This is a genomic window from Nocardia sp. CY15, from assembly GCF_009829295.1.
GTDB lineage: Bacteria > Actinomycetota > Actinomycetes > Mycobacteriales > Mycobacteriaceae > Nocardia > Nocardia sputi.
Map to the genome: position 1 here is coordinate 1 of NZ_VUOT01000001.1, position 25,898 is coordinate 25,898.

Annotated in this window: 25 protein-coding genes; 8 read left to right on the forward strand and 17 right to left on the reverse strand. The window is 66.4% G+C overall.

Features of this window, described 5'->3' with window-relative positions; translation table 11 throughout:
* Positions 1–719: 719 nt before the first annotated feature.
* From GVY39_RS00005 to GVY39_RS00030, 6 genes are all read right to left on the reverse strand, one after another.
* On the reverse strand, positions 720–1,532 hold the full coding sequence (locus GVY39_RS00005; RefSeq protein WP_236565222.1) for an SAM-dependent methyltransferase: 813 nt from the start codon (positions 1,530–1,532) through the stop codon (positions 720–722).
* A 217-nt stretch (positions 1,533–1,749) separates the two neighbouring features.
* A complete protein-coding gene (locus GVY39_RS00010; protein ID WP_201295119.1) occupies positions 1,750–2,271 on the reverse strand; it encodes a DUF1330 domain-containing protein in 522 nt (173 codons plus the stop codon).
* Positions 2,272–2,307: 36 nt separating this feature from the next.
* Positions 2,308–3,108, reverse strand: a complete 801-nt coding sequence (locus tag GVY39_RS00015; protein WP_236565223.1) for an alpha/beta fold hydrolase — start codon at positions 3,106–3,108, stop codon at positions 2,308–2,310.
* 1,253 nt (positions 3,109–4,361) lie between these two features.
* A complete protein-coding gene (locus GVY39_RS00020) occupies positions 4,362–4,562 on the reverse strand; it encodes a hypothetical protein (RefSeq protein WP_159919150.1) in 201 nt (66 codons plus the stop codon).
* A gap of 178 nt (positions 4,563–4,740) precedes the next feature.
* Positions 4,741–5,148, reverse strand: coding sequence for a phage integrase SAM-like domain-containing protein (locus GVY39_RS00025; RefSeq protein WP_159919152.1), 408 nt, complete (start codon positions 5,146–5,148; stop codon positions 4,741–4,743).
* The gene (locus GVY39_RS00030) at positions 5,136–5,279 is read right to left on the reverse strand and encodes a hypothetical protein (RefSeq protein WP_159919154.1); all 144 of its coding nucleotides are present in this window, start codon (positions 5,277–5,279) and stop codon (positions 5,136–5,138) included. The genes GVY39_RS00025 and GVY39_RS00030 overlap by 13 nt, the downstream gene beginning before the upstream one ends.
* Positions 5,280–6,051: 772 nt before the next feature.
* Here GVY39_RS00030 and GVY39_RS00035 point away from each other — a divergent pair.
* A complete protein-coding gene (locus tag GVY39_RS00035) occupies positions 6,052–6,375 on the forward strand; it encodes a hypothetical protein (RefSeq protein ID WP_159919156.1) in 324 nt (107 codons plus the stop codon).
* A 155-nt stretch (positions 6,376–6,530) separates the two neighbouring features.
* Here GVY39_RS00035 and GVY39_RS34920 read toward each other — a convergent pair whose 3' ends face one another.
* Together GVY39_RS34920 and GVY39_RS00040 are read right to left on the reverse strand one after the other, a co-directional pair.
* Positions 6,531–6,656: a hypothetical protein gene (locus tag GVY39_RS34920; RefSeq protein WP_255466057.1), complete on the reverse strand. Its 126-nt coding sequence runs from the start codon at positions 6,654–6,656 to the stop codon at positions 6,531–6,533.
* A 710-nt stretch (positions 6,657–7,366) separates the two neighbouring features.
* Entirely contained in the window at positions 7,367–8,599 is a 1,233-nt protein-coding gene (locus GVY39_RS00040; protein WP_159919158.1) for a flavin-dependent oxidoreductase, read from the reverse strand.
* 293 nt (positions 8,600–8,892) lie between these two features.
* Here GVY39_RS00040 and GVY39_RS00045 point away from each other — a divergent pair, with 293 nt between their 5' ends.
* Positions 8,893–10,299 carry an NAD(P)/FAD-dependent oxidoreductase gene (locus GVY39_RS00045; protein WP_159919160.1) on the forward strand — a complete coding sequence of 469 codons (1,407 nt, stop codon included), beginning with the start codon at positions 8,893–8,895 and terminating at the stop codon, positions 10,297–10,299.
* Between the two features lie 1,099 nt (positions 10,300–11,398).
* Here the strand turns inward: GVY39_RS00045 and GVY39_RS00050 are convergent.
* Positions 11,399–11,950 carry a dihydrofolate reductase family protein gene (locus tag GVY39_RS00050; protein WP_159919162.1) on the reverse strand — a complete coding sequence of 184 codons (552 nt, stop codon included), beginning with the start codon at positions 11,948–11,950 and terminating at the stop codon, positions 11,399–11,401.
* 119 nt (positions 11,951–12,069) lie between these two features.
* On the opposite strand from GVY39_RS00050, the gene GVY39_RS00055 reads away from it, so the two are divergent.
* The 4 genes from GVY39_RS00055 to GVY39_RS00070 all read left to right on the forward strand — a co-directional run bounded on the left by GVY39_RS00055 (position 12,070) and on the right by GVY39_RS00070 (position 15,096).
* Positions 12,070–12,516: a hypothetical protein gene (locus GVY39_RS00055; protein WP_159919164.1), complete on the forward strand. Its 447-nt coding sequence runs from the start codon at positions 12,070–12,072 to the stop codon at positions 12,514–12,516.
* Between the two features lie 32 nt (positions 12,517–12,548).
* Entirely contained in the window at positions 12,549–13,493 is a 945-nt protein-coding gene (locus tag GVY39_RS00060; RefSeq protein WP_236565224.1) for an NADP-dependent oxidoreductase, read from the forward strand.
* A complete protein-coding gene (locus GVY39_RS00065) occupies positions 13,490–14,083 on the forward strand; it encodes a TetR/AcrR family transcriptional regulator (RefSeq protein ID WP_159919168.1) in 594 nt (197 codons plus the stop codon). Before GVY39_RS00060 ends, GVY39_RS00065 begins: the two co-directional genes overlap by 4 nt.
* Positions 14,084–14,331: 248 nt before the next feature.
* Positions 14,332–15,096 (forward strand): potassium channel family protein, encoded by a 765-nt coding sequence (locus GVY39_RS00070; RefSeq protein WP_159919170.1) that lies wholly within the window; start codon positions 14,332–14,334, stop codon positions 15,094–15,096.
* Positions 15,097–15,301: 205 nt separating this feature from the next.
* Here the strand turns inward: GVY39_RS00070 and ligA are convergent, their stop codons facing one another.
* A complete protein-coding gene (ligA, locus tag GVY39_RS00075) occupies positions 15,302–17,293 on the reverse strand; it encodes an NAD-dependent DNA ligase LigA (protein WP_159919172.1) in 1,992 nt (663 codons plus the stop codon).
* 202 nt (positions 17,294–17,495) lie between these two features.
* Between ligA and GVY39_RS00080 the strand changes: the two genes are divergently transcribed.
* Both GVY39_RS00080 and GVY39_RS00085 read left to right on the forward strand, forming a co-directional pair.
* Positions 17,496–17,912 (forward strand): hypothetical protein, encoded by a 417-nt coding sequence (locus GVY39_RS00080; RefSeq protein ID WP_159919174.1) that lies wholly within the window; start codon positions 17,496–17,498, stop codon positions 17,910–17,912.
* Between the two features lie 229 nt (positions 17,913–18,141).
* On the forward strand, positions 18,142–18,591 hold the full coding sequence (locus tag GVY39_RS00085) for a DUF1360 domain-containing protein (protein ID WP_236565225.1): 450 nt from the start codon (positions 18,142–18,144) through the stop codon (positions 18,589–18,591).
* Between the two features lie 49 nt (positions 18,592–18,640).
* Here the strand turns inward: GVY39_RS00085 and GVY39_RS00090 are convergent, their stop codons facing one another.
* The 7 genes from GVY39_RS00090 to GVY39_RS00120 form a co-directional block, all read right to left on the reverse strand.
* Positions 18,641–20,125, reverse strand: a complete 1,485-nt coding sequence (locus tag GVY39_RS00090) for a PP2C family protein-serine/threonine phosphatase (protein WP_159919178.1) — start codon at positions 20,123–20,125, stop codon at positions 18,641–18,643.
* A 61-nt stretch (positions 20,126–20,186) separates the two neighbouring features.
* The gene (locus tag GVY39_RS00095) at positions 20,187–20,939 is read right to left on the reverse strand and encodes a GAF and ANTAR domain-containing protein (RefSeq protein ID WP_159919180.1); all 753 of its coding nucleotides are present in this window, start codon (positions 20,937–20,939) and stop codon (positions 20,187–20,189) included.
* Positions 20,940–21,223: 284 nt separating this feature from the next.
* Positions 21,224–22,234, reverse strand: coding sequence for a DUF5914 domain-containing protein (locus GVY39_RS00100; RefSeq protein ID WP_201295120.1), 1,011 nt, complete (start codon positions 22,232–22,234; stop codon positions 21,224–21,226).
* On the reverse strand, positions 22,231–23,826 hold the full coding sequence (locus tag GVY39_RS00105; RefSeq protein ID WP_195071748.1) for an FAD-dependent oxidoreductase: 1,596 nt from the start codon (positions 23,824–23,826) through the stop codon (positions 22,231–22,233). The genes GVY39_RS00100 and GVY39_RS00105 overlap by 4 nt, the downstream gene beginning before the upstream one ends.
* Complete coding sequence (locus GVY39_RS00110; protein WP_159919182.1) at positions 23,823–24,155, reverse strand: lycopene cyclase domain-containing protein; 333 nt, start codon at positions 24,153–24,155, stop codon at positions 23,823–23,825. Before GVY39_RS00110 ends, GVY39_RS00105 begins: the two co-directional genes overlap by 4 nt.
* The gene (locus GVY39_RS00115) at positions 24,152–24,505 is read right to left on the reverse strand and encodes a lycopene cyclase domain-containing protein (RefSeq protein ID WP_159919184.1); all 354 of its coding nucleotides are present in this window, start codon (positions 24,503–24,505) and stop codon (positions 24,152–24,154) included. Before GVY39_RS00115 ends, GVY39_RS00110 begins: the two co-directional genes overlap by 4 nt.
* A gap of 9 nt (positions 24,506–24,514) precedes the next feature.
* Complete coding sequence (locus tag GVY39_RS00120; protein ID WP_159919186.1) at positions 24,515–25,864, reverse strand: glycosyltransferase; 1,350 nt, start codon at positions 25,862–25,864, stop codon at positions 24,515–24,517.
* Positions 25,865–25,898 lie beyond the last annotated feature (34 nt).

The following is a 25,898-nucleotide window of genomic DNA, read 5'->3' on the forward strand; positions in this document are numbered from 1 at the left end:
GGCAACTCCAAAACCGAAGCACTGCGAGTACTCAAACGTCATCTCGCCGACGTCGTCTACCACCGGCTCCAGCAAACCAAGCCCCACACCACTTGCCACGAGGCCGCAGCTTGACATAGGAGATTCACGAAGACCTCCGGCAGGTGAATGCGTTCCTAGACAGCTCGCACTTCACCCGGAGGTCTTCGCCATGTCAGCCCGACACGCCGCTACCAACGTCCGTGGTCAGTACAACTAGTCGCCGGACCTCGGTCGCGGCGAGTTTGACACCCTGTGCCTCTGCCAGCGCTTGCAAACGCTCGAGGTGCGGGTTCTGAGGCACGGGGTTACCGGCGCGAGGGTTGCCGAGCACCTCTTGACCTTGTTCACCGCGTTGGGTTTCAGCGCTGTAGCCTTCCCCACGCCCGGGCCCACAGAACCCACCCGCCGAACGAAGCTACGGAAGAACTCCTCCCACCTCCTGGAGAAAACCACTCCACCATTCTGGACTGCCCCAACCCAGCAACCCATCCACCTGTGACGGCACCGCGGCTTTCAGCCAGGCGTCAGACTGTGACTTTCAGCCCCTACCCCCACCGACACTCGGGCCGTGGGCGATGACGAGGTCGCCCTCGATGTGGACCGCGGCGGCGGACTGGGTCAGTTCGGCGGCGCGTGTGGGTGCCGGGACGGTCCACCAGCCCTTACCAGTGCCCCTGGGCAATGGGTTGACGTCGCTATCAGGGTTTGCGGCCGACGGCGCCGTAGAGCGATACCTTCTTGTCGTGGCTTCGCGGAGGCTGGATGCCGCCGGTGCGCCATCGGTGGATCACCTCGACACCGGGATCCACCAGTTCCAGATGCTGGAAGAATCGTGCGACTTCCCCCCGGGTGCGCGGCCGCACGGGAATCCCGCGATCGGCATAGACCTGCAACAGCCGTGCCATTCCTTCGGGATCATCAGACCCGGCGTCGAAGTCCGTCGTGACATGCGACATCGCCAGATAAGAACCCGGCACCAGCGAGGCCATCAGAGTGTTGACGACGTCGTAAACATCGCCGGGCACGAAGTGCAGCACGGCCATCAGCGACACCGCCACCGGTTGCGACAAATCCAGCGTCGCTTGCAGTTGCGGCGCGGCGAGGATGGCCGCCGGGTCTGCGGCATCGGCCTGGATGTAGGCGGTGCGGCCCTCGGGCGTGCTCACCAGCAGCGCCCTCGCATGCGCGAGCACGACCGGGTCGTTGTCGACATACACCACCCGCGATTCCGGTGCCAGGCCTTGGGCGACCTGGTGCAGGTTGGGCTCGGTGGGGATACCGGTGCCGATATCGAGAAACTGGCGAACCCCCTGCCCGACGAGAAAGCCAGTGACGTGGCGCATGAACTCGCGGTTGGTGCGCGCCGTCAACCGAACCGCCGGAAACTCCCGCAGTGCCTGCTCAGCGGCGGCTCGGTCGGCCTCATAGAAATCTTTACCGCCCAGGAAGTAGTCATACATCCGGGCCGGGTGCGCCACATCGGCACGCAGATCGATGAAGCCGTCGGACACAGCAGGGTTCTCCTCGTGGGGTCGAGCTCGGTCAGTACCCCGCAGGTATACCGCAAGCTTCAACCACTTGTTCGAGGAATGAAAAACGCATGCTCGCACAACCTTCCGAACATGAGACAGACACCCGAAGGCGTCAGCACACCCCCACGCGACCGCCGCCGCACGCGGGTTGTCGGTCAAAGGGGCAGGTAATCGCTGAGGGTCGTGTGGGGCGCGATCAGGCTAGGAGAGAGAAGCCCTTGGGCGGCGCGCCCTCGGCGAACAACATCTGCACCCGAACTTTGCCTTCTCGTATCTGACGGGCTTGCCGGTATTCCGGCGAGTCGTACCACTGCCGAACCCGATCCATGTCGGGGAACTCGATGACCAGGAATCGAGGTGAGTCCCAGGTTCCCTCCACTGGTTCGGGCGTGGGGCCTGCGACCAGATAGCGGCCGCTATAGCTGAGGATCGACTTTTGGGCCGCCGGGGCATAGGTCGCGCGGCATGCGGCGGCCGACGGCTCCCTGCGTGCGTGGCTCGCGCGTACCGGGCCCCCAAGCGGCGCGCTGCGGTGTCCGAGCGAGTGCCCGCCGCTGGATAGCACCAGCTCGGCGGCGAAACAGCTCGTCGTGTCGTCGCCATGGCTGCGACTTCCCCCGATGTCCATAAAATGATCAATTGTTGGGCACGGGTCGGCCCAGTGCCGGCTCAGCACCTCGGATGCCTGCTCCACGCGCTGCGCCGGCTCGACGGGCATTCGCAGTTCCGCGGATGCCCGTCGAGCGGATGACGGTCAGACCGCTGCGGTCTCGCGGACAGCATCGGCGACCGCGGGGGAATCCTTGCGCAGGATCTTGGAGTGGTTACTGGCGACTTTCGCGCTGATCGTGACGTTCGGGTTGTGCGCGATGACCGGGTCGAGTATGGCCCGGCCCTGTTCCATCTCGTCCTTCTCGCTACCGAGGCTTTGTCCGGTGGCCAGAACGAACCGCACCGGGCGGGCCGCGCGTTCGAGGACCGGCACGCTGGCGGCGGCGATCTCGTTGAGTTCGATATTGGACTCGGCATGCTGGGCGGCGCTCATCCGCGCGGCCATACCGAACGGGCGCGCCAGTGGCAGCAGGAAACGCATCTTGTGGAACAGTTTGCGGATCCGCTCGGCGCCTTCCTCGCCGGTCAGGCCGTACGGGAAGGCGTCCACGGTCACCACTCCCAGGACGCGGCCGGGGTTCCGGTCGGCCCAGTGCCAGCTCAGCACCCCGCCGTAGGACCAGCCCACCAGGATGATCGGCTGCTGCACACCCCGGGCCGCGAGCACGGCATCGATGTCTCGCAGGCATGCCTCGAAGGAGTAATCCGCGGATTGCTTCGATTTGCCGCGGGCCCGCTCGTCGAAGGTGATGTGTCGGTAGCCGGGGCCGAGTTCGGCGATCACTTTCTTCCAGTGCGACTGGTCGGCGTAGGCGCCGTTGAGGTAGACGACCGGCCGGCCGGAGCCACCGGAGTCGGTCACCGCCAGTGCAGTGTCCTCGACCGGCACCATGCCGGTCCACATCGATTCGGTCGTGTTGCTGCTGGTCGCTGCGTTGCTCATGGGAATACAGTCGCCGGACCGGCTGACATCGGCCTGACATCGGTCTGACACGCCACCTGACACACGGTGTCGCGCGCTCACAGCGACCGATACCCGGCAGCGTCTCGAAACCCTGGTAATGAGACGGTCCTTGGAACAGCTGGTTCGAGGCGAGGCCGGAAGGTTGGTGTGTACCGAGATACCCGGCGATGTAGTCGTGTGCGGCGGGGCGCGCCCGCCCGACTGAACGTGGATACACATCGACCACGTCGACCCCGAGTTGTCTGGATTCTGGTGTCGGCGGATCCTGACCTCCCCCGGGCCGGGGGCGGTGAGGCCGCTTCAGATCCGTACCGTCTCGGCGTGTGAGCGAGGTAGTCGAGGAGCCGACAGGATCGATGGCCGTGGCACGGCGCGACGCGCTGCTGCTGGTCTTCGCCTCCGGCGCGGTGATCGGAGTGCTGGGCGGGCGATCTGGGAGGATCTGGTCGCCGCGACCGGCGCCACCGAACGCGAAATGGCGCAGCGGCTCAAACGACGCGGACTCGTCGCCGGCCAGCAAGAAATCCTCGACCGCATCGGCCCCATCGGATACACCCACAACAACCAGGACCCCACCCACCTCGACGACATCCCGCTGTGGGTGCTGGTCTCTCCGGCCCGCGCTCCCAACCTCCCCACGTGTCCCTGCACACCCGGCGATCCGGCGCGGAGAGGACCCCATCCGGAGTCGTCACCCAGCATCTCGCCGACGGCGGCAGCACCGTCGACCTGGGCATCACCCTCGTCCCCGCACCCCACAACCCGATAACCGCCTTCGAGCCGCGACTGCAGCACCACTACAGTCAAACGGCCCCGGAACACCCGCCTGAGCGAGTTCCGGGGCCATCGCCAATGCCTGGTCGATCGCGGTACCGCCACCGTATCCGGGTGACGAGTGGGTCCGGGGTGCAGCCTTTGTGGCTGTGGCAGAAGAACTCACTCGGTCTTCGGGTAGGGCCCCACCTTTCGGCGTGTCCGGGGGTCGGGCCTCGAACGATTCCACCAAAAGTCACCAGTCAGCCGTTATCGAGCGATTACCCGACCAGGCGACTACCGATCAGGGCTGCAGAATCCGAATGAGCCCCGAACCGGTCTGCGGCGGTTCGGGGCTCGTTCAGGGGTATTCGCGCCTACCGTCCGATCGCTCAAACAGTTGACGACTCGAATCTATCCCGCGTGCATTGCATCTGAGAAATCCGCTGTGGCGCCAGAAGGTTTGACGTCGGCGCCGCTCAGGCGGCGATCCTGAGCATGCTGGCGCGCACTCTGGGCAGTCGGCCCGCGATGACCTGGGCGGCTGACTCACTGGCCTTGCGATCGTTGTGGCCGTAGTAGCGGTCGGTCGTATTGACCGATTCGTGCCCGGCGTCGCGGGACACGACGAAGATCGGGACACCGTCCTGCAATTTCCACGAGATGCCGGTGTGGCGCAAAGTGTACGGGGTCAGAACCTTGCCGCTGAGCGTACGGATCCCGGGGCCGTACCCGGCCAGCAGGTCGTCGGGGTCGGCGCCACGCCATAGTGCTTTGTTACGCAGGAGCCGGAGGTCTCTGCGCGCCAGCAGCAGCTGCTCGAACAGTTCCCCATTCGTCGTTGTCGAAGACGTCGATCTACGCCCAGTCGTGGCGCGGAAGCCGCATCCCCGCGCAGGGGTTGTAGGGCAGCAGCGGTACGGGTCGTTGTTCGACCGCGGCGCGTAGCATCGCGCTGAGGATGGCGTGCTTGTCGGAGATTGTTTTGGGTGCGTTGCCCTTGTCCTGCTGCAGATAGACGATCCAGGCGGCATCGGTGTCCTGAGTGACCGCGTCCAACGGTGCGCGCTCACCGAAGAACGGGATGATGTCGTTGCGGATGTAGGCCAGGTACTTACGGCGGCCGTCGTCCTGGACACCGGTCAGACTGTTGACGTACTTGGTCAGCCACTCGACCAGCAGCACCGTGCCGAACTCGGCTTCCTGTTCGGTCTCGACGACCTTCAGCGCCTCATCGATCCCGACGCGGTCGATCAGGCCGGCCACCACTGGGCCTTGGCGTAGTCATCGAAGGATCGCGAGGACTGCCGGCGGGTGCCGTCGGTGTCGTAGTAGTGGAAGGGGACCTGCCAGTTGACCGTGCCGTCCTTGCGCGGCCGGGGGCGAGGTGTGGGCATCCAAGAAGCTCCTCGGTGGTCGACGTCGGTCGACGCGTTGGTGCCTCGAGAAGCGAAGTGGTGACCGCGGTGGTGACGCGGCACTGAGGCCAGTGTACCGAAAGGACTGATGACCTGGGCGTTCCCTGCAGCCGAGCGGGGTGTCGATCCCTCCGCCCGGCCGCCCGGAAAAGCCCTGGTCAGCGACCTGTCGGTGACACCTGCAGGTTCACAACACGTCGACACATTCCACGAGAGGACGTAACAGGATTGTGGCCGCGGCGTCAGCACTCCAGCTCGAGGCCACATTCGCTCCCACGTTGGTGATGCCGTCACCATTGAATCGGGGACGGCGTCATCACTTACCTGCCAGGCCAGTTCGCCGGCATCGCGGCAACCCGATGTGTGAGGAGCACCCGGACGAGCAGTCTCCGCACGCACGTTCGACGGGTGTCCGTGTTGCGGCAGCTGCCGGTAGGTAGTGGTCTGAGAGTTTCGGATGTGGGTTGTCTACCTATGCGAGGACGGTTGGAGGTGTCGGTGGGTACGGGTGCCGGTGGGCAGGATTCCATCGGGTGGTCGATGCCCGTCGGGGACGATAGCGACCCTGTGGTGCACAGCGCAGTGGAGCCGATCGGGCAACGACGCCCAGGGGGTCGCGGTCGTCGATCGGATACGTGGTGTCCCGGGTGCCGGGCCCCGGCTTTGCGGGCGAGGCTGCGGCGAACATATCCATTCGGCCGGTGGAGGCGGGTGCCTTCCGGTGGTCGTCGATGCAGAACTGGTTCCTATGATGACTGCACTGCTCCCCCTTGCCTACGGGTATCTACGCGATGACCTGATCGTCGACCGCGACCGCGACCTTGGCGAGGACACGTTGCGCGCCGCCGCCAGGTCGCTGGGCTACGAGCTGGCCGCCGTGTTCCACGAACCGCCGCCGCAGGGCGGATTGCTTCCACCGGCGTTCGCCGATCTGATCCAGGAATGCCGCCGCGCCGCAGCGCACGTGGTGATCACTTTGCAGGGACACCTGTCGAACATGGCGATGTCGAGGATGGTTCTGCAGGAGGTCCTGCACGTACGCGCCGAAGCCGTCGTCCACGAAGTCGCGCACTGAACCTCACAACCAGGCGACGGCGAGAACCCACCGTGGTCGCGTACCCACTTACACCTGTAACCAGGCCTGGGCAGCCAGGGCCCAGGCACAGCAGCACGACAGACACCGGCGATCAATGCCGGTATTCCGCAGGGCGTGAGTATCGGCTCGGGCGGTCAGTCGATGACATGCAGCCGAACCCACTGCGGCAGCTCGGCGGCGGCCGGGTGGGCCTCATGGAAATCTTCGCCACCGAGAAAGTAGTCATACCTCCGGACCGGGTAACCCGGGGGTATGTCCATATCCAATGATTTTGCGCGAAAGCTATTGCGACCCCCGAGAGCGCGGATTCGGCTTGTCCATTCGAAGCGGCCCGTGTGCCGTCGCACCCACGGGCCGTATTGCGCTGTCACCGCTACGGAATCACAGCGTTCTGCGTGAGTTGGATACCCGCAGGTTCACTGGTCGTGCGGAATGCGCCGCCCAGGAAATGGCTCGGTGTCCGTTGTTGTCAGACGTGGGGAGTGCAACGCGACCACCGAACCGGAGTGCGCTTACGCTGCAGCGGAGCGGTTCGCCAACGGGCTGAAGTGCCCGAAACCTCTCGGACCAGACAATGAAGCTCTGGCGGTGGCCAGGAGAAAGAGAGTCCGAAGTGAATTTCCTATCGATTCTGTCGCTGCTTCTCAGCGCCGGAAGTAGCGTATTGTCCCTCGGCAGCAGCGTGCTCTGACCTCGCAGGTCCGCTCCTGCTGCTGTGCCGGTCCGCACAGGTCGGCCGGATCACCGGACCCGTCCCATCGAGGTGGCGGCGAGATAAGTGCTCATCCCTCCAATCAGCGGCCGCGATTTGTCCGGGCCGAGCCCCCCGGCTGGACTCAGCACTGGCTATCTCGACTCCCGGCTGGAGTGTCCGTGGCAACGACATGCGTGGTTGCGGGGCCGAGTGGACCCGATGAGAAGTTGTCGACAACTCGTGAAACCCTTCTACAGGAGTTACCGACAAGGTCATCTACTGGTGTATCGGGGTCGCCTTCCTGCTGGTGTGTTGGTATCCCTTGCCGATCTCGTCGAGTTCGCATTCGGTCAGCACCTCTTCGATCCGGTCGAAGCCATGGGGAGCGCGGTCGGCAACTTTTCGGAGGATGTGGTCGACCGGCATGTCCCGGTTGGCGAGGACGATGGCGTTCACCACCTCTCGCCGTGCCGCCTCGTAGGCCTCGAGTCCTGCGACTGCATCGCTTCTCGCAGCCAATTCACGCGCCAGCACGCGTGCGTCGACGATGGCCTGGGATCCACCGTTGGAGCCGACCGGATACATCGGATGCGCAGCGTCGCCGAGGACCGTTATCCGGCCATAGGTCCAGCTTGTCAAAGGGTTCCGATCGACCATGGGATATTCGAGGATGGTGTCGCTGGCCGCCATCAGCTCACCCACGTCCTGGCCGTCGAACTGCCAGCCCCGGTAGTGCGGCAGCACGTCCTCGAGTCGGCCGGTCCGGTTCCAGTCCGGAATTTGCTCGGCCATATCCGTAACCTTGACCTCTGCCACCCAGTTGATCAGCGCGCGCCCGCGCTGTCGGGCCGCCGCGGAAATGGGGTAGGCGACGAACTTCGCGGCATGGTTGCTTCCCGCGATCACCATGGATGCGCCGGACAGGAAGGGCCGAGCCTCGCTCACGCCACGCCACATACGGATGCCGTTCCACAGAGGCGGACCTTCGCCTGGTTGCAGCTGCGCGCGCACAGCGGAATGTAGTCCATCGGCACCGATCACCGCGTCGGCACGCATCTCGACGATGCGGTCGCGGATGCGATCGTGGATCCGGACACGGACGCCGTCGGCGTTTTGAGTCGCGTTCTCGAATCGCATGCCGGTGCGCACCGCAGCCGGACCGATGCGCTCGTAAACCGCGTTCAACAGCAGCATCTGGAGCTCGCCGCGATGAACCGAGTACTGCGGCCAAGGGTGGCCTGCGGCAAGTCCGCGTGGTTCACGCCAGATCTCGTTGCCGAACCGGTCCAGGTGCAGGCATTCAGCTGTGGGGATGGCGATCTCGGCCAACCTCTCCTGTAGGCCCAGCTCGGCCAGTTCGCCGGTTGCGTGTGGTAGGAGATTGATGCCGACCCCGAGTGGGCGCAGCTCGATGGCACTGTCGATCACGACGGCCCGGACGCCGGCGGCGTGCAGACTCAAGGCCGCTGTAAGTCCTCCGATTCCGGCTCCGACGATCAGCACTTTCATGAGTCGGCACTCGAGTTGGTGCAGGGGTTCATATCGTGTTCCTCGGAGGGTTGGGAGAAGATCAACTGTGGTCGTTCCAACCTCCTCCAGCAGGTGCCCTTGCGATAGCAACCCCGGTGCTGGTCGGCGCACCCCCAGCGGTGGGTGAATCCTCACCCAAGGGTGGGCCGTCAGTGAACCGACGACTTATCCTGCGCAGTGCCCTCGATCGGGGCCGGCTCCAGTTATCCAGCTGCCCCGCGTTGGGAAGTGATGTCGTGCAATTACTGCTGCGGTGGGCATAGGGTACTTGCGTGAGTGGCTCTGCCCGTGATGTCTTCGAGCATCTGTTGTGGGCGAACCCACCGGACGCACCTGAAAGTCGCTTCGGCACCGCGTGCGTGATCGGCGGCAGTATCGCTGGTCTTCTTGCCGCACGTGTGCTCGCCGACTATGCGCGGCGGGTGGTCGTGATCGAGCGGAACGAGGTCGCGGGGAACGACTCGGTGAGCTCTGGTGTCCCGCATGGCCAGCAAGTGCATGTGCTCTTGCCCGCCGGATTGGTGCGGATCGAGCGCCTGCTGCCCGGCTTCGCCGAGGAGGCGTATGCGCTGGGCGCAGTGCCCGCCGCGCCGGAGAGAGCCAGCCTGTACTTCGACACCCACCCATGCCTGCAGACCCGGCACGAGCCGCTGATGCTGGCGACCCGGCCGTTCTTGGAGGCTCGGATACGTGCTCGGGTGCTGGCGCTGCCCAACGTGGTGATCAAGCGGGGGCGGGCGGTCGGTTTCGACAGTCACAAGGGCGCGGTCTCCGGTGTTCGGTACATGGTCGATGACGCCGAGAACCTGCTCGAGACCGACTTCGCCATCGATGCCATGGGGCGTGGCAGCCAGCTTTCAGCCTGGCTCGAGCAGGCTGGGTTCGACCGCCCGCCGCTGCAGCGGTTACCCAGCGGAATCAACTACGCCACAGCGCTGTTCGATCGCGTACGCGACGACGAACCCTCCTGGGCCACCACGCTGGTGCAGCACTCCCCCGGCCGGGGGCCGCGAGGCATCGCGCTGTCGGTGACCAGCGCTGTCGAGAGCGGGCGCTGGATCGTGATGTTGATGGCGCACCACCCGGTCAAACCGCCGCGAACCGTCGAAGAGTTCCGCGAGTTGTGCGCGCACATGCCGCATCCGTTCCCAGAGGCAGTCGGCGGGGCACTCGTCCGCGAGATCGTCACCTACCACCAGAGGGACAGTCGCCGAAGGGATTTCGCCGGACCACTGAACCTGCCTGCCCGCCTGGTGAGTGTGGGCGATGCCGTTGCCGCGTTCAACCCGGCATTCGGACAAGGTATGTCCTCGGCGGCATTGCACAGTTCTTGCTTGAACGAGTATCTGCGGGCAGGGCCGGACCTCGACCTGCCCGCGAGAGAGTTCTTCGACCTGCAACAAGTCGTGGTAGACGCGGCATGGCAGGTTTCGGCCGGAAGCGACGCTGCCCGGCTCGACGCTCTCGACAATGCCGAGGTGCCCGAAGAGGTACGGCGCCAGCGGTGGGCGCTCGAGCAGATCACGGCCGCCACCGTCACCGACCAGCATGTCGCGCAAGCCTTCCGGGACGTAACGTTCATGCTCGAACACCCTGACAGGCTCGCCGACCCGACGCTGCTCGAACGGGCCGTCACCGCCAACCGCGCCAACGCGGCCGACAAAACCGATCGGACATAGCAGGTGGGGCGGTCCCGTGTTATGAGTTCGCGAATCCGTGCCCCGAGGCATCGGTGCACTCACTAGCACCGCCGAGTGCTTCTAGCAGGGGACGTACCTTCCCGCCCAGCATCGAGCCCCGGAGCCTTCCCGATAGTTGGGATACCGTCGATGTCAATACTTGCTCGGCAGTGCCGATCAAAGTTCTCGATTGCAGGAGCGCTGAATGTGGAAGAGCCTGAAACGGGCGGTTACGGGGCCGGAGTTACCCTCCGAGCCGACACTGCGGTCGGTTCCGACCCATAGCCGGTTCGGTGCCGCACGATTCACCGAGCTGTGGTATCCGCGAAGTATCACGGTCGAAGTTGTCGGCGCGCCGCGGCTGACCGTACAAGACGAAGGCCTGCCGCGCCGACTCGCTACGAGCGTGGCGCCACCAAGGATCCTTGCGACCAACCGACGCAGCGTGACGCTCATGGTCGAGAGCGATCGGGCGGTCATCTCGGCGGGTAAGCGCGGCCTGCGACGACGCACGTACCGATGCGAAGCGCTCGTGCGAGGAGTCACGTACCGGCTTATCCCAATCGGACCCAAGCGCGCCACCCTCTTCGCGGGAGAGTCCCCCGTAGGGCAGTTCAGGACGTCGAAGGTCAATCACCCACCCGAAACCATCTCCTGGCTACCGACAGCCACACCACAGGATGTCGGAGTCGGAATGCTGCTCAGCTCAGCCCTCGGCGTCGGCGCCAACGGATTGCTCCGAAACCTCCTCCGCGACCTCGACTTCATACCCACACCCTGAGTCGACGATTAGAACCGCGATCTACCCCGGCGATGCGCGGTTCGGGCCCTGCGAGCAAGGTTGTGAAAACGCAGCTTCGATAGTTGTTGTGATGTAGGTGTTGGTTTCCACAGTTGAGGTAGTCGGAGCCTCCGCGGCCGCCCTACTCGGTGCACATACGGACCGTGGCATCGGCGTTATTCTCCACCGACCCTCGCGTGATGTCGATGAATCGGCTTCGAGGATGCTGGACACCCATTGCGGCACCACACCTTCGCACTCGGGAAAGAGCCGGCGCCGCGTGTGTCCGGTAGTGGGGCTGCTGCGGTCGAAAGAACCTCAGCCGGCGATATAGCGCAGCATCACCGCGGTGTCGAAGTGCCTCGTCTCTACCAATCGGAGCTGGATGCGCTTGTCCAACGGTGGAAAGAGCGGTGTGCCGCCGCCGAGTGCCACGGGCAAGACGAACAGCTGGTACTCGTCGATGAGCCCGTGGGGTATCAGCGAGGCCGCGAGGCTCGCGCCACCGACCTCCATGACGCCAGAGCCTCCGGCCTTGAGCCTGCGGACCTCCTCGACCGCGTTCTCGCTGACCAGCGTGCTGTTCCAGTGGACCTCGGTGAGTGTGCGGGAAAAGACGACCTTCGGCTTCTCCGTCCAGAGCGTGGCGAACTCACGCTCGATGCGCGGCGCGTCCTCGGGCACGTGCGGCCAGTACTCGGCCATCAGCTCGTACAGGCGACGGCCGTGCAGCGACACCTCGATCTCGCGGTAGCGGTCGTTGTGGAACTGGTGCAGCTCCTCGTCCGGGTTGGTCCAGTCGATGCTGCCGTCGCGATCGTTGATGTAGCCGTCCAGGGACACACTGAACCCGTAGATCAGTTTCCTCATGACGGGTAGACCTCCTACACGCTCGAAACTCATCGGCGCTCATCGGACAGAACTTATCCACGAAATCATCGGACATGGCGGTAGCAGATGACACAGGTGGCGCGGCCGGGGAAGGCTCCGTGGATGTCGTCGCGGCATTCCCCGCGGATGATGATCACCTAGATCCCGCCGGGCCAGACATCGAACCATCCACGCGCCCATTCCGGCCGCAGCGCGACAGCCGGCGGGTGGAGTGCCCATCGAGGCAGGGGGCGAAGGTAGGCGATGCCGGCGCCGAGATCGAAGGCGCGATCACGGGGCGGTTCGCGTTCGCTCCGGACTACGAGGTCCGGCTGGATGGTCACGGGCTCGATGGTGAGACGCGGTGCTGCTGGGGCGAGATCGCCTTCACTGCGGCGTTCACCTTCGGTGGCGCGGTGCCGAACGGCAACCGGGTCTCGGTGCCGGTCTTCATCCTGTGTCGGTTCCGCGACGGTCGGGTGAGCTGGGAGAGCTTCCACTTCGACGTCGCCGGCGTCGCGCGCCAGTGCGGCGTCGACGCTACCGCCCTGGTTCGGGCGTCATGATCGTCGGTGCTCGCCGGCCGAGCAGGACAACGATGCGCGCGGCCCGGCACGAGCACTGGGGATCCCCACTGGAGATCGCCGACGTCCCACGGCCGGAGCCTGCCGCCGGGGAAGTCCGCATCGCGGTGCGGGCGACCAGCGTAAATCCGATCGACATGCACACCGGCCGTAACGCCGGTTACGAGCAGTCCATGCGGCTGCCCTGCATCCCCGGATGGGACGTCGCCGGTGTGGTGGATGCGGTGGGCTACGGAGTAACCCGCCATGCCGTTGGCGACCGCCTCTACGGACTGGCCTGGTTTCCCTATCCCGCGGGCACGTACGCCGAATACATGACCGTTCCCGCGTATCACTTGGTGCCGATGCCGAGGTCGGCGTCCTTCGTGGAGGCGGCGTGCTTGCCGATGGCCGCGCTGACGGCGTGGCAGATGCTCGACGCTGTCGGGGCACGTGCCGGTCGGCACGTTCTGGTCGGTGGAGCTTCCGGCGGCGTGGGTCACGTCGCGGTGCAATTGGCCCTCGCGCGCGGCGCCACGGTCACCGCCCTGGCGAGCCCCGATCACCACGCCACACTGCACGAATTGGGCGCGCACACCTGCGTGGACTACACCGATCGGGATGCTGTCACGGCGATCGGGAAGGTCGACGCTGTGCTGGATCTGGTGGGACACGATTTCGGCGCCTCGCTGTTCGATCGCGTGACGACCGGCGGCGCGATCGCCTTGGCGACCGCATGGTCGATCAAGGGATACAAAGCCGTTGCGGCGCAGCGGGGTATCCGCGCGGCCTCATGCTTGGTGGAACCCGACCCCGCGGCACTCGCGGGGATCGCGGAGCTGGTCGATTCGGGCGCGGTTCGCGTCGTGGTCGGCGCCGAGTTCGACCTCTCCCACGCTGCCGATGCCCAGCGATGGGTCCAGGATCGCCGCGGCTTCGGCAAGGCCGCGATCGTGGTGAACACGCAGGAGCGTGCGTGAGCGAGAAGCCCAAGCAGCTACGCGGTATCGCGGTGCGCGACAAGCTCGTCGGCATCGCGACCGAACTCTTCTACGACCACGGTGTACGCGCCATCGGTGTCGATGAGGTCGTGCGACGGGCGGGGATGGCGAAGGCGAGCCTGTATCGATGGTTCCCCACCAAGGACGACCTTGTCCTCGCTGTGCTGCAGCGGCGCGACGACAACTTCTGGGCCAAGTGGGACGCGACCGCGGCGCGCTACGCCGACGCGCGGTCCGAACTCGATGCCCAGCTCGCCTGGATCCAGGAACTGGCGACGCGTGAGGGCTATCGCGGCTGCGCTTTCGTCAACACAGCCGCGGAATTCAGCAGTGAGCAATCGGAGCGAATTCGGCAGCGTTGCGCCGAGCACGAACACGAACTCGCGCGACGGCTACGCGCACTGACGGCACGACTCGACGTCACCGATGACGACCGACTTGCCGATCAGCTCCACCTCGCCATCGTCGGCGCCTTCGCGGTCGGCGGGATTTACCCGACAGGTGGTCCGGCCGTCCGGCTCGAGGCATTGGCCGAGGATCTGATATCGCGAGCGCGAGCGGGACGTTGACTCGTCGAGTCGCCCGGCCTGCCGCCGTCCCACCCATGATCAGGTCGAACAAGCGACGGCGTTCCTGGTGATCGACGACCTCGACCTGGTCGACATCAGCGGCTATGCCCCTCGTCGTAATGCCGACGCGGGCCGGCATGGCGGCTGCGGTTCCGTGTGAGAATCAGCGTGAGATCGGCCGGTCTCCTCTGAGAGCGGCCGGACCTGCGGTGTCGCCGATTCCGCAGCAGAGCGATACAGGTAGTTCGATGCCCGACACACATGCCGAGTTCACCCGCAGACAGTCCTGGGAGCGGATGGCCGGCATCCCCATGATGGCGCTGGCCCTTGTATTCCTCGGCGTCTACGCCTGGCAGGTGCTCGATACCGGGGCCTCACCTCGTCTGGACGCCTGGCTCACCCGGGTGGACGTGGCGATCTGGGCGGCGTTCGCGCTCGATTTCGCGGTGCGGTTGTGGCTGTCCGGGAACCGGTCGCGGTTCCTGCGCACCCACCCGGTCGACTTGTTGATCGTGGTGCTGCCGCCGCTTCGCCCGCTGCGGCTGCTGCGGGCCGCCATGCTCGTGATCGGCACGTTGAACCGGAACACGACGACCAGAGCCAGGCTCGCGGTGTTCGTCGGGGCCAGTTCGATACTCCTGCTGCTGCTGTGCAGCCTGGCCTTCTTCGACGCCGAGTACGGGGCGACCGACAGCAAGATCCACGATTTCGGTGACGCGCTGTGGTGGTCGATGGTGTCGGTGACCACCGTCGGCTACGGCGATGTGTATCCGGTGACCACCGAAGGCCGTTTGATCTCGTTGATCCTGATGACCTTGGGTATCGGCCTGATCAGTTTCGCGATCGGCACCACCACCAGCTGGGTGATGGATCAGCTGAAGAGTGTCGAGGCGAATGTGGAGAATACCGACCGGGAGATCACCGAACTCATCGCCGAGATCAAAGCCCTGCGCGCAGAAGTGGCCGCGCTGCGCTCCACTGCGATTGCGCCGGCTGCCGTGCCGACCGAATGAGCGTAGGGCTCACCGTTCTTGCCCGCGGGTGCCTCATCCCGACCCGCTTCGGAGTGCCCGACGACATCGATGCCGAGGATCCAGCGACGGGCCTGATCGCTTGCGGCGCAGGCTCACTATCGAAACGAGCGTACGTACCCCCGCCATCCGATGACCGGAGCATTCGACATATCGGACGGCGCGGCCCGGCAGGGCGCGCCGAGGTCTAGACGATCGTGGCAGCGATGAGCAGGTTCCAGATCTCGCCCTGATCGACGACCTCGACGCCGAGCTTCCGCGCCTTGGCCAGCTTGCTGTCACCGACTCCCGCACCGGTGATGAGAAGGTCGGTATTCGCCGAGACCGAGGACGCTGCCGTCGCGCCCGCTTTCTCGCACAGGCGTTGGAATGTCGGGCGGGCGACCTTTTCGCCCGAGCGCGGGTCGCTGATCGCGCCGGTGATCACCACCGTTTTTCCTTCCAGTGGCGCGCCGGCCGCGATGACCGGGGGAGGGTCTTCCTCGCGCACGTCCAGGCAGACGCCCGCCGCTCGCAGGCGTTCCAGTTCCGGACGCAGGCGAGTGAGGTGCGTGACCAGGGAGGCGGCGACCTTCGGTCCGATGTCCTCCACCGCCAGGAGCCGTTCCTCGCCCGCGTCGGCGACCTCCTCGAGGGAGCCGAATCCCGCTCGGGCCAGTCGAGCGGCGGTGCCGTCGGAGGCCATCGGGATCGCCAGGCCGATCAGCGCGCGGCGCAGGCCTACTCGGCGGCTGGCATCGATCGAGTCGATCATGCGCGCGGCCGAGACCTCGCCGATGCGGTCGAACTCGAGCAGGCGCTCCTTCGTCAGTGTGTAGAAGTCCGACGGGCGCTCCAGGATGCCGGCCTCGGCCAGGCGTTCGATCCACACCTGCCCGATGGCGTCGATGTCGGCCGCCGCCCGCGACGCCCAGTGGATCAGCCTCCGCACCGTCTGCGCGGGGCAGGAAACGTTGGTGCAGAACAGTTCTCGGCTGTTGCCCTGTTCGGTCACCGGCTGCTCACACGAGGGGCAGGCGGTGGGCGGCACGATCTCGCGCTCCTCGCCCGTGCGCTGAGAGGCGTCGAGCACGCCCGCCACGAACGGGATCACGTCGCCCGCGCGGCGCACCAGCACGGTGTCACCGACCTTGATGTCGCGGGCGCGGATCACCTCTTGGTTGGCCAGCGTCGCTTTCGTCACCGTCGTGCCGCCCACGAACACCGGCTGCAGCCACGCGACCGGGACGATCTTGCCCGTCTTGCCGACGTCCCAGACCACCTCGGACAGCAACGTGGTCTTCTCCTCGGCGGCGAACTTGAATGCCAGCGCGCCACGTGGGGAGTTCGACCGAGTCCCGGCCGCAGCGTAGGCATCTCGGTCGGCCAGCCGTAGCACCGCGCCGTCGAGGTCGTAGTCCAACTCGTTGCGACCTTGCTCGATCGCGGTGATCACGGCCTGTGCTTGTTCGGCATCGGCGCAGTGGCGCATGTCCGCGCCTGTGATCCCCAGTGCCGCCAGGCCCTCCTGCAGGTCGAGCGCGGCGGAGTCGGCCGGGGTGTCCAAGTCGAAACCGAAGAACTGCAGGCGACGCTCGGAGACTGTGGCCGGGTCCTTCGCCCGCAGTGTGCCCGCGGCGGCGTTGCGCGGATTGATCAGCGGCTTGTCGGGATGGGCGGTGTTGTAGGTGAGGAAGGTCGAGCGCAGCATCACGGCCTCGCCGCGCACCTCCACCCGCCCGGGAACGTCGATCCGTTCGGGGACGCCGTCGACCAACGCGCGGACCAGCACGGTCACGTCATCGCCGGTGGTGCCGTCACCTCGGGTCACGGCTCGCACCAGCCGCCCGTGCTCGTAGATCAGTGCGAGGGACAGGCCGTCGAGTTTGGGCATCACCACGACGGGCTGGCCGGGGAAGCGGTCGAAGAACGCCGCGACTTGTTCGGGCTTGGTCGCTTTCTCCAGTGACAGCATCGGACGCGAATGCCGGACCGGGGCGTGCAGCACTGCGGGCGCCCCGACCTGCTCCAGCGGATTCGGGTCGGGCGTGAGGTCGGGGTGCGCCTCGATCAGGCCACGCAGTTCGTCCTCGATCGCGTCGTACTCGGCGTCCGCGACCAGCGGCGAGCCCTGATAGTAAGCGTCGCGCAGTGCCACAATGCGGTCCGCGAGCACCCGGATACGTTCCCCAGCTTCCACAGCACCTGACGCTACCGACACCCACCGACACTCGGTGTCCCTACGGCCGAGTCGGCGAACTCGGCGCTGGGTTCGTACAACGAGATCGTGCCGACCCCCTGAATGTACGGCCTTGAGGCCCTGTCCCGCGTGCCGATACTGTGACGCCCGCGCGGCAAGATCATCCACTGTCTGCCGCATCGATCGGGAGGAATGACAGTACATGCGTAGCGCAGTCACGCTGGTGGTTCTGGGTCTTGTAATCGGCGCGCTGACCGGTTGCGGCAGTAGTGACGACCAGCAGACGTCGAGTCCGGGGCGGTCGAACAGTTCCTCGGGCGACACGAGCGCCTACTGTGCGGCGGGGAAGAACTTCAGCCCAACGGTCACAGCCACGAACACCTCCACCGAGCAGACGCTCGCCGCAGTTCGCGCGATCGAGGCAGCCGCCCCCGCGGAGGCCAAAGCGGGATGGACCGCCTATGCCGAGGGCTACGAAAAGTTCGTCGAGGGCAGCAAGCTGATGAAGAACCCGTCGCGCCTGGAGGAGGCCGCCAAACTGATGGAGGAATCGTCCACAACGTTGGAGAGCCCCGCAGTCCGGGCCGCGACGGACCACCTGGCGAAGACCTGCGGCTGACTCGCTGAACCGCCCACCCGGAGCCGGGTCACGATCAGCGACGATCTTGTGATTCGGCCGAGGAGCGGACCGCAGTTTGCTGGGTCACGGTGAGGGTAGGCCGGGAGGGAATCGGTTCGGTGTAGGAGGAGGCAGTGGTGGGACACGCGTTTCCAATCGTGCACGACGTGACGGCGGTATCTCGGTTATGACCGCCAACCGTCGTCCGTTGGGAGGATATGTCGTCACGATGGTGGCTTACGCGACCGTGGTGTTGGCGGTCGTGCTGCTGGGGAGCGCGACGGGCCGCAAACTCCCGCGCGCGATGAGCGTCGGCGATCTGGTGGTGACCGCGTTCGCCGCCCACAAGCTGTCGCGTCTGGGGACCAAGGCCGCGATCACGGCGCCGGTGCGTGCCCTGTTCATGCAGCCGGTCCCGCACGACGGCGGGCCCGGAGAAGTGGCCGAGGAGCCGAAAGGGACCGAGGGGATCAAGCACAGCATCGGTGAGTTGCTGAGCTGCCCGTTCTGCTTCGACGTGTGGGCGATCACCGGCTTGACCATCGGCCACGTCTTCGCGCCGCGGGCGACGCGAGTGCTGGCAGACGCCGCGGCGGCTTTGGCCGGCGCCGATTTCCTGCACCTGGCGTACGCCACTGCTCAGCAGATCGCCCAGGGAGAATTTCCGGCGGGCCGATGATGAAGCGGTGGCTCGCCGCGACCTTCGTGACCGAAAGTGTGCGGTGTGATCATGGAGTGAGTTGCCGGGGTTGAGTCCAGCGGGCGAGCAGGACGGTGGCGTCGTCCTGGAGTTCTCCGTTCTGATGGCTCAACACGGCTTTGATGAGCCGGCGAGCGGTCTCCGGAGGTGGGTAACCGGCGGCGGCTTCGCGGCGGAGGAAGTCGAACAGCCGCGCCTCACCGAAGAATTCGCCGGTGTGGTCGCGGGCTTCGGTGATGCCATCGGTGTAGAGGACCAGCCAGTCCGCCGGTTGCAGGACCTCTTCGCCGACGCGCAGGTCTCCCAGACCCAACCCGAGCGGACGGCAGTGGCCGGCATGCAGGGGTTTGACGACCTTCCCCTCGCGCATCAGCAGTGGGTCGGGGTGGCCGGCGTTGATATAGCGGAGGCGGCCGCTTCGCAAGTCGAGTTCGGTCAGGACGGCGGTGGCGAACACCGTGCTGCCGAACTGGTCGCTGATGTGCTCGTCCATCGTGCGCGCTTGTTCGAACAGACCGCGCCCGGCGTGGCGGGCGCCGCGATAGGCGGCCAGCGCGGTGGCGGTGATCAGGCCACTGCGCAGGTCGTGGCCGACAGCGTCCAGTACGAGCAGGGAGGCGGTGCCCTCGGAAAGGGCGTAATCGAAGGCGTCGCCGCTGACATCGTGGCGGGGCTCCACCACGCCGGTGACGACGAAGCTGTCCACCCCCGCGGTCAGCGGTGGTAGCAGTGACCAGATCAGCTCCCCACTGACCGTGCGGGGCGTACGCAGCCGGATCCGGTCGAAGGCGTCGCCGTACTGCGACACCAAGGTGACCATGTGACCCGCGAGTTGCGACACCCACCGGCATTGCATCCGCAGGCCGGGGTCGTAGAGGTCGTCGGGGTCGTCGACCGCGACGCGGAGGACACCGAGCCGCTCGGCTCCGTCCACCAGCGGTACCCACAGCCGGGCCCCGCCGGAAGTATGGGAGGGCAGCATCTGTACCTGCCGGAAGGCCCGACCGGCCAGAGTGCTGTCGATGTCGAGTTCGACCTCGGTGGCTGCGGCGTGGCCGTTGGCGAAGCCGGGCGGGATGGGATGCAGGTATCGCTGGTCGTAGTCGGCGAGGTAGATCGTGATGTGGACGCCGAGCGCCTGACCGGCGGCGTCGGTGACGGCGGGGAGCCGGTCCGGTGGGGCGAGGTCGGTGCCCTTCAACAGCTGTAACAGGGCGGACAATGCCGCGTTGGGCGCTTCGCCGTCGCGGATCGGTCGGCTGAAGGTGGCGTGCTTCGACCAGGTCAATTCATCGAGTCGTTCGTTGGCCGCTTGGGCAAGGATGTCGCGCTCGAGCGGTGGCAGCTCGCCGGTCGAATGCGCGTAGGCGTCGATGTCGAGGTAGCCCGCCACGCCACCCAGGCCGAAGTAACGCAGCCACAGCTGCTCGAGCGAGAGCTCAGCGCCCTTCAACGCGAGGAACAGGCTGCGCTGCTGCTCCCGGCCGCGGTCGGCGGCGAAGTCGTCACTCATTGCGCCCAGCCTGGGGCGCCGGCGGCATCGTCACCACGTCTCTCCGGACAGCACATGGAGGTCACCGGCGTAGCCGCACCGTGGACCGGGCGAGCTGTTCGGCGATCCGTCGCACGGTGAGGTGCTGTTGCTGAGCGGCGCTGACCAATGCGAGGAAGGCGGTCCGCTCATCGACCCCGTCGCGAGCCATCACGATGCCCTTGGCCAAGGTGATCGCCTCACGCGCACGTAAGGTGTCGGCGATCTGCGCGCTGAGGCGCTCGGCGTTCTCGGCGGCCCGCGAGTTGGCGAGCAGCATGGCCGCCTGCGTGGCGAACATGCTCAACAGGTGCTCCTCACGCCGCCCGTAGGCGCCGGGGTGCCCGGCGTAGACCTTCAGCACACCGAACGATCGCTTCCCCGCTACCAGCGGTGCGCTCAGCGACGAACCCAGCCCCAGCTCGACCACCTTCTTCGACCAGGCCGACCAGCGATCGTCGGCGCCGAGGTCGTCGACACGCACCACGACGCGGTCGGACCAAGCGGTCAAGCACGGGCCCAAACCCAGCTGGTACTGCAACTCATCGGCGCGCTCGACAACTTCGTCGGTAGCCGCCGCGGTCACCCGGTCGCCCGTAGGGTCCGACCGGGTGATCCCGGCTCCCAGCGTGCCGGGCACGACCTCAGCGGCCAGCGAGCTGATCAAGGTCAGCGCCGTATTCACCGTCTCCGCCGACAAGAACAAGCCCGACATACGCGCGAACACCGCCCCGAGCTGCTCCAGCACCATGCGGTCTTCCGCGAGAACCTCCGCAGGCCGCGCCTCTGGGGACATAGCGCTCACCTCTCCTCCGGCTGCACGCCCGCTTCCGCCCGTTCCGGCGGTACCCACGCTGCCCCCGTTCAAGCCCACCATCGAGGTCGCGTTCCGCGACCTCGGCTCCGCCCACCGGATCGCGCAGCCGATCGGCTCACGCCCTGCAATCCGTCGACCCATCGCACTCTCCCGAGGACGCCACTCCGCTGCGACATGGCGTCGCTGAACAGACACCGGCACGCGGGAAGCCCTGACATCACGCTCGGCGGCGGCTCGCCGCGCACCTGCGGTTCGACCGCTCTCTACAGCTGGTGGGTACGCAGTCGATACCGGCGCTCGGCGTACGCCAGGTCGTCACGCCACAGCCGGGTCGCGGCGCGAGTCATCAGCGGGCGCAACACCGGCAGTGCCCGACGCGCGTGCCGGAATCCCGGCCGCTGCGAGTTCGCGATCACTGCCTCGATCACCGCGGTGCGCGGACGGCCGTCGGAGCCGGGACCCAGTGGTGTCGCGTGGGTTTCGATCACGCTTCCCGTTCCCTCACCGGAGACGATGCGCATGACGATGGTGCGCGGATCCGGACACGTGAACTCGGCTTCGACCGGCACGCCGAGCCGGCGGGTCACGCGGAAGGTCACGGTGAGCAGGAACCGATGATTCTCCTCGGTGATGTCGTGCCGTGGCGGGGCCTGCGCCACTTCCAGGCGGGTGAACGAGTACGGATGCAACCAGGAGCCGTGCCAGGGGTCGAGCCGGTTGGCGATGATGTCGCGAGGCTCGCATACGCCGGTCACGCTCGTCACCGCGTGCACGGTGGTATCGGCAGGGCGGGAGCCGATGATCGGTGCGTCGGTCGGTGGCTGCTCTCCGATCGTGTCCAGCCGCACCCAGACCAGCACGCCATCGTCGTAACTAGGGTACGCACGCCATCGAGCGCGCCCGGTCGCTTCTACCCGTAGACCGTGCCAACGGCAGATCAGTGCGGCGTCGTCGACCTGCGCCTCGGCAAGCGGAGCTCCCAGGTGCGGACACGCTCCCGGACCGACATGCAGACTGTTCCGCTCGTCTCGCCATGCGACGAGTTCTACCCCGCCGATGCTCGTGCCGAACGGACGGTCGCGCCCGATCTCGCGACTGGCGGCGAAGGTGTACCAGTTACCTGAGGGCCGCTGTTGTGACCATCGCAGTGCGGCCGCGATCAGACCGGGGTCCGCGTCCGAGTGAGTCGGCCGCTGGCGGGACCATTCCTCAGGCGAGAAGCGCTGTAGTGGAACATTTTTCGGCCACCTGCCGAACACGGCGCGTTTGCTCACGGTGTCCCCCCGCGAGTGGCGAGGGTGCGCAGAATCGCCGATCGGCCATGGCTGGGGACCGTCTGCAAAGAGTGGCCGGTACCGCCCCACTGACGCACCAGCGTGTTCGCCGCGACCCAGCCGGTGGTCGCGGCCCGTTCCATCAGCGCTACCGGCAGGTCGACGCGTATGCCGTCGCCTGCCAGGACCAACCGCGGGTGCGGAGTCGGCACACCGGGCCGCCGAGCGAAGTCGCCGGGCGCGAACCGTGGGCAGTCCTGCCGCCACAGCATGCTCTCCCCCACGACGCGGGCCTCGGCGGTCTCGGGATAGATCTCGTACAGCCGTGTCAGCAACCGGTCGCGCACCTCCTGACGTGCCCCGTCGCGCGGTATCTCGTCCGCGACGGCGTAGGCGTGCAATTCGACGACACTTCCACCGTTTCCGCGTGCCCAGTCCGCCGCTTGCTTCTCGTAGGTGTTCACCACGCTGATGTTGTCGAGCGGATCCAGATTTCCGGTGCCGAGGAAGCTCGGACGGTCGGCGCGCACCGGCTGGTTCAGCCACAGACGAAGCACGGCGAAGGATGGCGCGACGGCCATACGGGCTACCTGCGAACGCCACGGGGCATTGCCCAGCGTGGGAGACGCGGCGACGATCCGGCGCAGCCCGGTGACATCGACGGCCAGGACCACCGCGTCGGCGGCCGTCTCGGCATCGGTGTCGTCGACCACTCGGAACCCGGTCGCGTCGTCGGTCTCGATTCGGTCGACACATACACCCAGGTGGAAGCGGACCGTGCCCGGCCGCTGGGGCAGTCGCGGCGCGGTGAGGTAGTCCGCGAGCGGTGTCCACAAGCTGACGTCGAAATTGTCTTCTGCCACATCGAACAGCAGGCCTTCGCTGGAACCCAGGAAGTAGATGTGGAACATCGTCGCCAGCTCGGCGGCGGACATGTGCTGGGGAGCGACGAAGAAACTACGCGAGAAGACCTCGAACGCGAGGTGGCGGGCTGCGTCGGGAAACTTGACGCGACGCAGGAACGTTTCCGCATCCAAGTGATCGATTCGGTGGTAGATGTCCGGAACCGAGACCGCGGCCAGCGGCGCGGCAGCGCGTGGGTCCATACGAATGAGATCGCGCAGTCGAAACGTCGGGCTGCGCAGCGCGAAGGCGAGCGCATTCCAAGGCGGGGCGCTGGGCAGATGACGAAAGGTGTCGCGGCGGCCCTCGGCATCGATGAGCGGGTAGTCGTCGAGCCGGCGCAGCCTGCGTAACTGCGGATCGGTGCGGGCCAGCAGTTTCCGGAGATTGTAGTACTGCGCGAAGAAAGCGTGGAAGCCACGGTTCATCCCGACCGTGCTGCGGTCGGGAAGCTGTTCGGTCCAGGCGCCCACACGTCCACCCAGGTACCGCTCGCGTTCGATGACCTCGACGTGAAATCCCCGTTCGGCCAGCCCCGTCGCGGCCGCCAAGCCCGCGATCCCGGCACCGACCACAACGGCGCGCGGGCGCCGGCCGCCACGGCCGACGTCCATGTGCCCCGCGGCCGCGGGATAGCGCACTCGCCGGGGATCCCCGCCGCGCCGAGAAACCGGCGCACCGAGCCTCATTGCCGGACACCCCCCTGCCGCTGCCGTGCCCGCTCCCAGCCCAGTAGCACCGACGTCACCAGAACGAAACCGAACAGGAAGTCCTCCACCGGGATATCCCATGGGAATCGAAGTCCGAGAATGTGTTCCGGGTTGTACCGCACGATCGGTGCGTCGAGCCTGGTCAACCAGCCGTCGACGGGAATCTGGAACCCCAGGACGATCAGCATCGTCAGCCAGTAGCCGGGTCGCCGGAACAGCCCGGTCCGCAGCAGCGCGCACTCGACCAGACACACCCCGACGACCGCCACCACGGCGGGCAGCGTGTACCCCGGACCCACGACGCTCATCGTCGCAGCCCTTTTGTCGCGCTTCTGCTGCCGCGGCGGCGGACCGTGCCGAGCAGTGTTTCGACCGCGACATAGGTCAGCAGCCCACACAGCGGGACGACAAGGAAGAACAGCAACTCCTCCAGCGGAATCGCACCGGGCAGGAACACACCGAGCAGATAGCGGGGATTGAAATCCCACACGCCGGCGGCAACCGCCACGAGGTCCCAGGCCACGAACAACATGACGGTGGGCAGCAAGGCGCCGAGCAGGAGCCGCGGCCTGCGGTAGACACCAGGACCGAGGAACTCCAGCGGAGCGGTCAGCACCAGGCAGACGACGAGAACGAGGAGATAGCGCCAATGGTCCATACCAGCACCTCACATGTGTTCGCGCGGATCGGCGGAATGCTGCGGTGATTCGGAATCGGCCGGTGTGGCGGCGGATGCGGGTGCGTGGCGCCGCGGGCCCGAGGAAACCTCCGTCAGTACGGCAGCGATCACGTCGAAGGGTGACCGCTTCGCCATTTCCGATGCCAACCGGCTTGCCGCCTGCCGGAAGGTGCCGGATTCGAAGATCTTGTCGACCGCCGTCGCGATCGCTGCGGGCCGCGGCCATGCTGTGCCGAGATCGATGCCTGCTCCGGTGTATGCCACACGGGCCGCGGTCTCCGGTTTGTCGGCGGTATCGCCCGCGACGATCAATGGCACGCCGTAGCTCAGTGCTCGGTTCACGCCACCGTAGCCACCATTGGTGATCATCACGTCGACGCGGGACAAGAGCTGTGCATAGGGAATGAACTCGGTGACATACGCGTTCGCGGGCAGCGGCCCGACGGGTGCGCGCGAGCCACCGGTGCACGCGACGACCACTACCTCGCAGCGGTGGCTCAGCGCGGATAAGGCCGGGCGGAGCAATTGCTCGAAACACCGGTTGTCCCATGTGCCCTGTGTGACATGAACGATCTTTTTCGCGCCCTCCAGGTCGGGCCACCAACTCGGCAAGTCGACATTTTCGGAGGCAGGGTTCGAAATCGGCCCGGTGAAGACAACCGAGGGCGGCAGATCGCTGCGCGGATATTCGAATCCGGGCACAGTGAACTGCAGGATTCGATCGGCGAGCAGGGGCCAGTCCAGCAGGAATACCGGTGCGGGCCCGATGTCGAGCGCACGCAGAATCGAGTTCAGCCCGGCCTGGTCACCACGAAACAAGACCTGCTGCACGAACCGGTTCATAGCCGTGTAATCACGACCCGCACGCGGCTGCCAGCCGATCCCGAACGGCGCACAGTCCGCGCTGGACAGCATCAACGGAACGACGCCGCAGACGATCACCGGCGGCCGTTTCCGCCGCGACAGCAACAGCGGAATGGCCCCGGTGAACATCACATCGACGAGAACGGCGTCGTATTCCGTTCCATCCAGTTCGGTGACCAGCGCGCGGTACTGCGCCGAGATCGGGGCGAGGAAAGCCGACCGCAGTTCCGCTCGGCCGGTTCGCCACCGCCGGACCAGATCCGACGATCGGCCCCGTGGCGGCGCGGCCCGCGCCATCTCCGCGTCTCGCGGCAACACCGCGAATTCGACGTCCTGCGCTCGGGTGGATGCGCCGAACGCCTTTCCGGCGACCAAGCGCACCTGATCACCACGCCGCCGCAGGTCGGCCGCGACGGCTTGCATGGGCGCCACATGCCCGGGTATGGGACTCGCTGCCAACAGGTATCGAGCCATGCCGAGAGTCCTCGCTGATCTCTTGATGCATCGC

Excerpts from the sequence above, each read along its gene's own strand:
- GVY39_RS00010 (WP_201295119.1), bottom strand. The coding sequence starts at position 2,271 with ATGCCCGTCGAGCCGGCGCAGCGCGTGGAGCAGGCATCCGAGGTGCTG.
- GVY39_RS00015 (WP_236565223.1), bottom strand. The coding sequence starts at position 3,108 with ATGAGCAACGCAGCGACCAGCAGCAACACGACCGAATCGATGTGGACC.
- GVY39_RS00030 (WP_159919154.1), bottom strand. The coding sequence starts at position 5,279 with ATGCCCACACCTCGCCCCCGGCCGCGCAAGGACGGCACGGTCAACTGG.
- GVY39_RS00035 (WP_159919156.1), top strand. The coding sequence starts at position 6,052 with ATGACTGCACTGCTCCCCCTTGCCTACGGGTATCTACGCGATGACCTG.
- GVY39_RS34920 (WP_255466057.1), bottom strand. The coding sequence starts at position 6,656 with ATGGACATACCCCCGGGTTACCCGGTCCGGAGGTATGACTACTTTCTC.
- GVY39_RS00040 (WP_159919158.1), bottom strand. The coding sequence starts at position 8,599 with ATGAAAGTGCTGATCGTCGGAGCCGGAATCGGAGGACTTACAGCGGCC.
- GVY39_RS00050 (WP_159919162.1), bottom strand. The coding sequence starts at position 11,950 with ATGAGGAAACTGATCTACGGGTTCAGTGTGTCCCTGGACGGCTACATC.
- GVY39_RS00060 (WP_236565224.1), top strand. The coding sequence starts at position 12,549 with ATGCGCGCGGCCCGGCACGAGCACTGGGGATCCCCACTGGAGATCGCC.
- GVY39_RS00070 (WP_159919170.1), top strand. The coding sequence starts at position 14,332 with ATGCCCGACACACATGCCGAGTTCACCCGCAGACAGTCCTGGGAGCGG.
- GVY39_RS00080 (WP_159919174.1), top strand. The coding sequence starts at position 17,496 with ATGCGTAGCGCAGTCACGCTGGTGGTTCTGGGTCTTGTAATCGGCGCG.
- GVY39_RS00085 (WP_236565225.1), top strand. The coding sequence starts at position 18,142 with ATGGTGGCTTACGCGACCGTGGTGTTGGCGGTCGTGCTGCTGGGGAGC.
- GVY39_RS00090 (WP_159919178.1), bottom strand. The coding sequence starts at position 20,125 with ATGAGTGACGACTTCGCCGCCGACCGCGGCCGGGAGCAGCAGCGCAGC.
- GVY39_RS00095 (WP_159919180.1), bottom strand. The coding sequence starts at position 20,939 with ATGTCCCCAGAGGCGCGGCCTGCGGAGGTTCTCGCGGAAGACCGCATG.
- GVY39_RS00105 (WP_195071748.1), bottom strand. The coding sequence starts at position 23,826 with ATGAGGCTCGGTGCGCCGGTTTCTCGGCGCGGCGGGGATCCCCGGCGA.
- GVY39_RS00110 (WP_159919182.1), bottom strand. The coding sequence starts at position 24,155 with ATGAGCGTCGTGGGTCCGGGGTACACGCTGCCCGCCGTGGTGGCGGTC.
- GVY39_RS00115 (WP_159919184.1), bottom strand. The coding sequence starts at position 24,505 with ATGGACCATTGGCGCTATCTCCTCGTTCTCGTCGTCTGCCTGGTGCTG.
- GVY39_RS00120 (WP_159919186.1), bottom strand. The coding sequence starts at position 25,864 with ATGGCTCGATACCTGTTGGCAGCGAGTCCCATACCCGGGCATGTGGCG.